The 6,000-nt window shown below is 70.5% G+C and carries 6 protein-coding genes and 1 pseudogene; 5 read left to right on the top strand and 2 right to left on the bottom strand.

Annotated features, from left to right (window positions below; genetic code table 11):
- The 4 genes and pseudogenes from FE633_RS33595 to FE633_RS33580 all read left to right on the top strand — a co-directional run.
- A pseudogene (locus FE633_RS33595) lies at positions 1-174 on the top strand (aminofutalosine synthase MqnE); the annotation flags it as partial.
- 220 nt (positions 175-394) lie between these two features.
- On the top strand, positions 395-1,045 hold the full coding sequence (locus tag FE633_RS33590) for a UdgX family uracil-DNA binding protein (RefSeq protein ID WP_138048942.1): 651 nt from the start codon (positions 395-397) through the stop codon (positions 1,043-1,045).
- Positions 1,046-1,201: 156 nt separating this feature from the next.
- A complete protein-coding gene (locus FE633_RS33585; RefSeq protein WP_138048941.1) occupies positions 1,202-1,735 on the top strand; it encodes a GNAT family N-acetyltransferase in 534 nt (177 codons plus the stop codon).
- 115 nt (positions 1,736-1,850) lie between these two features.
- Positions 1,851-2,153, top strand: coding sequence for a DUF4229 domain-containing protein (locus FE633_RS33580; RefSeq protein WP_138048940.1), 303 nt, complete (start codon positions 1,851-1,853; stop codon positions 2,151-2,153).
- Between the two features lie 9 nt (positions 2,154-2,162).
- Here FE633_RS33580 and FE633_RS33575 read toward each other — a convergent pair whose 3' ends face one another.
- Positions 2,163-4,133 (bottom strand): zinc ribbon domain-containing protein, encoded by a 1,971-nt coding sequence (locus tag FE633_RS33575; protein WP_246113959.1) that lies wholly within the window; start codon positions 4,131-4,133, stop codon positions 2,163-2,165.
- 197 nt (positions 4,134-4,330) lie between these two features.
- On the opposite strand from FE633_RS33575, the gene FE633_RS33570 reads away from it, so the two are divergent.
- Positions 4,331-4,975, top strand: a complete 645-nt coding sequence (locus tag FE633_RS33570; RefSeq protein WP_119100376.1) for a TetR/AcrR family transcriptional regulator — start codon at positions 4,331-4,333, stop codon at positions 4,973-4,975.
- Positions 4,976-5,012: 37 nt separating this feature from the next.
- On the opposite strand, the gene FE633_RS33565 is transcribed toward FE633_RS33570, so the two are convergent.
- The gene (locus FE633_RS33565) at positions 5,013-5,900 is read right to left on the bottom strand and encodes a MaoC family dehydratase (protein ID WP_138048939.1); all 888 of its coding nucleotides are present in this window, start codon (positions 5,898-5,900) and stop codon (positions 5,013-5,015) included.
- Between the last annotated feature and the right edge of the window lie 100 nt (positions 5,901-6,000).

The following is a 6,000-nucleotide window of genomic DNA, read 5'->3' as shown; positions in this document are numbered from 1 at the left end:
CACGACGCCGACAACTACGGCACGCCGAACAAGCTCACCCGTGACGATCTGCTGGACCTGATCCGCGACGCCGGCTTCCGCCCGGTGGAGCGCAACACGCGCTACGAGATCATCCGCGAGTACGAGGGCCCGGACCCGGCACGCCGCGAGGCACCGCAGCCGATGCGGGTCTGACCTTTCTTCCGCCCCCGCCGCCCCTACCCTCCCCCAAGCGCCGGAGGGGCTGAAATCTTCAGCCCGTCCGGCGTTTGAGGACGAGGCCGTTCAGGCCGATCGGGGGTCTGGGGGCGGAGCCCCCAGTGGGGTCCAGGGGTGGCGCCCCGGTTACGGGAAGGGGCGGGGTGGGGGAGAAGACCGCATGTGAGGCCCCGCCCGGGACGGGTACTCGCGTCACATGGCCAGCACCAAGGCCCCGGAGGACGCGTACACCGCTGAGCCCTTCGTCCCAGGCCACGGCGGGCTGGAAGCCCTGCGCAAGGCGGCAGCCGACTGCCGCGGCTGCCCGCTGCACCGCGATGCCACCCAGACAGTCTTCGGCCAGGGAAACACCGACGCCCGACTCCTCCTCGTCGGCGAACAGCCCGGCGATCAGGAGGACCGACAGGGGAAACCGTTCGTCGGACCGGCAGGCAGGCTGCTCGACCGGGCACTCGCCGAGGCGGGGATCGACCCCGAGCAGACGTACGTCACGAACGCCGTCAAACACTTCAAGTTCACGCGGTCCGGCCCCGGCAAGCGCCGTATCCACAAGGCGCCGAGCCTGCGCGAGATGACGGCCTGCGGCCCCTGGCTCGCCGCCGAACTCGCCCTCGTGGAACCCGAGTTGATCGTGGTGCTCGGCGCCACCGCGGGCAAGGCGCTGCTCGGCCCCTCGTTCCGGGTCTCGCAGCAGCGCGGGATGCTGCTGGAGGAGGAGATCCACGGGCGGCCGGCGCGCGTGGTCGCCACCATCCACCCCTCCGCCGCCCTGCGCGCCGACGACCGCGAGGCGGTGTACCAGGGACTGGTCGCCGACCTGAAGGTGGCGGCACGGGCGCTGAGCTGAGGCGGGGCGGGGCGGAGGCCGAGACAGATACCGACGCCGAGACCGACGCCGAGACCCAGGCCGAGACCGAGGCCGAGACCGACGCCGAGACAGTGCGATCGATCACGGCGTTCAAATCCCTTGAGCCCCGCAAGCGGTAATAAATAATCTCGCCCCATGGCCCTTACTTTCGCACTCGACCCCTCCGTCGACCCCGCCCTGCGCGACGGCGTCCTCGACCTGTGGGCCGACGTCTCCAACGCGGGTGGCGCCGTCGGCTTCGTACCGCCCGTGACCCGCGAAGCGATCCGACCGGAACTCGTCAAGCAGTTCGCCGCGATGAGCGAGGGCCGTATGCGGCTGCTCGTCGGCCGGGACGAGGACGACGCCGTCGCCGCGACCGCCTTCTTCTCCTTCAACACCCACAGACTGATGACCCACTGGGCGTGGCTCTACACGGTGATGGTGCACCCGAAGCACCAGGGCAAGGGGTACGGACGCGATCTGCTGGCGGCCGCGGCGGAGGCGGCCCGTGGGTTCGAGGGGATCGAGGCGATACGGCTCACTTGCCGGGGCGGGCTCGGACTCGAGAGGTTCTACGGCTCCTGCGGCTACAAGGAGGTCGGCCGGGTGCCCGGCGCGATCCGGGTCGGGCCGGGCGACGACCGGGAGGACATCATGATGCTGCTGCCCCTCGCACGCCTCGACTGAGGCCATGGCGGGCGAGCGACATCGCCGCGGAGGCCCCCGTGCAAGATCGATCGCCGGGCGTGCTTCACTGGACGGTGCCCTTTGGGAAGTTTCGGAACGGGAAGAGTGGATTGAGATGCTCCGCTACACACTGATGCGCCTCGGAATCTTCGTGGGCTGCTTCGGGGTCGTCTGGGGCCTCGTCTACTCGGGCCTCGCCCCGCGCGGCCTCGGTGCCTCCAACGGCATGTGGGTCATCCTGCTCGCCCTGCTGCTCTCGGCCCCGATCAGCCTGGTGGTGCTGCGCAAGGAGCGCGACCGCGCCTCCGTCCAGATCGTCGAGCGCGTGGACCGGGCGAAGGCCAACCTGGAGCGCAACCGCTCCCAGGAGGACGTCGCCGACGACGCGGCCCGCGGCGCACAGAGCCAGCCCTCGTAGCGTCTCTGATTAGCTAAGTGATCCCATGCCGGACGTGGTGTCTGGCATGGGGTCTGCCCACCGTGGAGGGGTGGCGTGGGCGTGCAGGTGGAATCCCGCGCCCAGTGCTGCCCCTTGCGGCCGGTGACCGGTGGTGGGTGTGCTGATCGTTGTCACGCCCTGGTGCCGGTGGGCTGCGCGGGGCAGCCGGGTCCAGTCCGTTGGTGCGTGTCCCTCCGGACGCTGGCCTGCCGGACGTATGGGTCTGGTAGGGGAGGGTGTCCGGCGTCGCCTGGGCGTCGGACGTGTGGAACGTGGCCGGGTGGGTCCGGTCTTGGACCGGTCCCGGCTGGTCTTCGGCGCGGGCGGTGTGATGACCGCGCCCGTTTCGAGCTTCTCCGTCACCGAGCGGATCGTCATGTCTGCGCTGGTGCGGTCGGTGACGGTCTTGGTCTGGTGGGTGAGGCCGCGTGCGGCGATGCGCCGCCACGCTCCTTGGTCGCGGTCGCCCTGCCAGCCACAGGAGCCGCACAGGGCCCATTTCCAGCCGGGTGTGGTGGGCCGGTCGGGAGCCTTGCGGTGCCGCAACGGGACCAGGCACTGCGGACAGTGCTTCGAAGTGTTGCGGGCCGGGACGGTGACCACGGCGATGCCGGCCTCGGCGGCGAGATGCCGCATCCGGTCCACGATCCGGCCGCGCACCGCCTGGGACATGCGGGTGTTGTGGGTGCGGCCCATGCCGCGGGCCTCCATCGAGCGGAGGTCTTCGACGTAGATGACGCTCGCTCCGGCGGTGATGGCCTGGTCGACGGCCCAGCGGGCGGCAGCCCGGGCCAGGGCGTCGTTGAGGTTCGACCGGCGCGCGGAGACGTGCCGGATCTCGTCGGCCAGGACCGCATGCTTGCCGGTCAGGGCATGTTGCTCGGTCCCGCTGATGAGCTGGTGGTAGTGGTCGGTCTTGGTGTGCAGGTGCTCGGACAGGCGGCGCAGCCGGTGTTGTTTTGCGAGGACCCCGGCGGCGCGGAACATGCCACCGCCGCCGAGAGTGGTGATGGTGCCGTCGTTGTGGAGCCGGGCAGCCCCGGCGGACAGCAGCGTGTTCAGACCCCAGTCGACCCCCAAGGCGACCGTGTGCCCGCTCCGCCGCGGCTTCGGCACGGCGTGGGTGTAGGCGAGATCCGCCCGCACCCTGCCCTGGCGGATCCGCAGGGTGGGCAGATGCACCACCGCGTTCGCGGGGACCGTTGGTGGCAGCGCAAGGGGGCAGGCCACCCACGTCCAGTCCGCGTAGGACCGCGGGTCGGGCCGACTGGGCAGTTGCAGCCGCAGCAGTGCCCGGCCCGGATCGTCGGCGCGTTCGAGGGTGGCCTGCTGCCCGTCGCACGCGGACAGCAACAGCATCCGCGCGATGCGGGGCACGGCCTCCACCTCGAACACATCGACCGGCATCCGGCCATGCTTGTTGACGAAGGCGACGATCTGCCGGGTACGGGAGTTGATGACACTGGACGGCAGGGACGGCCCGCCGGGCACCGCCTCACGCACCGCGTCCCACTCCTGCGCGGTGCGCCTGGCGGAGTCGGCGGGCCAGGTCGCAAGTACTCCAGCAGTGAGGTCTGCGCGCCCCTTCGCGGAGCGCAGCGTGCGCCCGGCAGTCTCCTGGGCCATCCGCACGATGCGGTCGTTGACGCGGATGCCCTCGGCCGGTACGACGGTCCAGCCCAGGCGGCGCAGGGCCATCCAGGCGTTCGACGGCAGCTTGCGGCCCCCTGCGTCCTCACCACCGGCCAGCACGTCCACATCGGCGGCATTCCAGTGCTCGGCCAGCAGGGCTGCGACCATGCCGGACACCAGATCAGCAGCCCACCCCACCCGTTCCACCAGCACACCGGCGGACAGGACCTCGCCCGTCTTCTCGTCGATGGCGGCGCGCAGCAGGCCACGGGCGCAGGCGGTGCGGGCAGTTTCGCCCTCGGAGAGCGGCAACTTCCGGCCCACCACTGCCCCCTCCCCGCGCATGATGCTGTCATCCGATCAACGACGTTCCCGCGAAAGGGTCACGCAATCGACCCTCGCACCCACATACGACACCGGCACCGGACATACGGCATGACGCCAGAAGATGACGAATCACCATGGACACCTAAGGAAATACGTGAGCCTGGGCCACGTCGGCAGCGGACCATAAGCTGACCCGCATGGGTGCAGTGAAGAACAAGCGGATGCCGCGTGCCGTGCGCGAACAGCAGATGCTGGACGCCGCCGTGCGGACCTTCGGACAGCGGGGGTACCGGGCCGCGTCGATGGACGAGATCGCCGATCTGGCGGGAGTGTCCAAGCCGCTGGTGTACCTGTACCTGAACTCCAAGGAAGACCTCTTCACGTCCTGCATCCGGCGTGAGGCGGCCGCCCTGATGGCCGCCGTACGCGCGGGAGTCCAGCCGGACCTGCCCGCGGACCGCCAACTCTGGGACGGGCTGCGGGCGTTCTTCGCGCACACCGCGCAGAACCCGGACGGCTGGACGGTGCTGCACCTCCAGGCGCGCACGCACGGAGAGCCGTTCGCGGCCGAGGTCACCGCGATGCGCGAGGAACTCGTCGCGTTCGTCACCCAGTTGATCGTCGTCGCCGCCCGTGAGGCGCACCGGGATCCTTCGCTGGCCGAGGGCGAGGTCGCGGGCCTCGCAGAGGCCCTGGTCGGTGCCGCCGAGTCCCTCGCCGCCTGGGCCAACGCCACACCCGGCGTCTCGGCCAAGCAGGCCGCGGCGACCCTGATGAATTTCGCCTGGGCGGGGCTGGGGAACCTGATGGACGGGCGACCCTGGGTGCCGCCGAAGCAGTAGCCATCCCGGCGGTTCGAAGGAAGGCTCAGAGGAGGTCTCACAGAAGAGGGAGTGCCTCGCCCCTCAGGTGCACCGTCTCCCCGTCCTCCCCACGCACCTCGAAAGCGCCCCCCGCCGCCGCGTACGTCACCGTTCCCGGCAGCGGCACAGGCGCCTTGAACTCGGCCCTGACGCGCACGGCTTCCGGAACGTCGTGTTCCGCGAGGCAGCGGGCCACCGTCCACATCCCGTGCGCGATGGGCCTGCGGAAGCCGAAGAGCCGGGCCGTGAGCGGATACAGGTGGATCGGATTCCGGTCCCCGGACGCGGACCCGTAACGCCGCCCGAGGCCCCCGCCGAGCCGCCACGTGGCGACCCCCGGAAGCGGCTTGCGGGTGTCGGCAGCCGGTGCCGGGCCGGTGTGCGGCGTCCGCTGCGCCGTCCGGTGCCGCGCCAGATACGTACTCCTCGACTCCCATACGAGGCCGCCGCCGGCCCGCGCCTCGGTCATGACGACCGCCTCGGTACCGCGCCGATGCGGGACCAGCCTCTCGACGTACACGGTGAGTTCGTACTCCCCGGTGGCCGCGAGGGCCTTCCGCCGGCTGATCTCCACGGACGTGTGCACGAGCCCGAGCAGCGGCAGCGGAAACGCCCGGGAACTCATCAGCCGCATCGCCAGTGGAAAGGCCAGGACATGCGGATACGTCACCGGCAGCTCCTCGGCGCCCACCCCGAAACCGCAGACGCGCTCGTACGCGGCGAGCTTGGCGAGGTCGATGCACACGTCGGGAAGGACGAGGCGGGTCGGCGGGACGGGCGGTGTGGTCGCGTCGCCGGCGACCCCCGGCCGGGGGCGTTTGAAAGGGGAGAGGAGGGCGCCCCGAAGGAGGAGAGGGGCGAGGGCCTGCCTGTTGACCGTAAGGCGCGAACTCTGGTCGGCCATGGTCCGAACTCCCGGTTGAATCAGCGCTGGAATCAAGCCCGATCATGAAGCTTACTCAGGAGTAAGCTTACTCATAGGTCAGGAGTAGGTCGAGACGAGC

The sequence above is a fragment of the Streptomyces montanus genome (assembly GCF_005786655.1).
GTDB classification, from domain to species: domain Bacteria; phylum Actinomycetota; class Actinomycetes; order Streptomycetales; family Streptomycetaceae; genus Streptomyces; species Streptomyces sporangiiformans.
This window is presented reverse-complemented; position numbering and strand designations above follow the sequence as displayed.

Excerpts from the sequence above, each read along its gene's own strand:
- FE633_RS33585 (WP_138048941.1), top strand. The coding sequence starts at position 1,202 with ATGGCCCTTACTTTCGCACTCGACCCCTCCGTCGACCCCGCCCTGCGC.
- FE633_RS33570 (WP_119100376.1), top strand. The coding sequence starts at position 4,331 with ATGGGTGCAGTGAAGAACAAGCGGATGCCGCGTGCCGTGCGCGAACAG.
- FE633_RS33590 (WP_138048942.1), top strand. The coding sequence starts at position 395 with ATGGCCAGCACCAAGGCCCCGGAGGACGCGTACACCGCTGAGCCCTTC.
- FE633_RS33580 (WP_138048940.1), top strand. The coding sequence starts at position 1,851 with ATGCTCCGCTACACACTGATGCGCCTCGGAATCTTCGTGGGCTGCTTC.
- FE633_RS33565 (WP_138048939.1), bottom strand. The coding sequence starts at position 5,900 with ATGGCCGACCAGAGTTCGCGCCTTACGGTCAACAGGCAGGCCCTCGCC.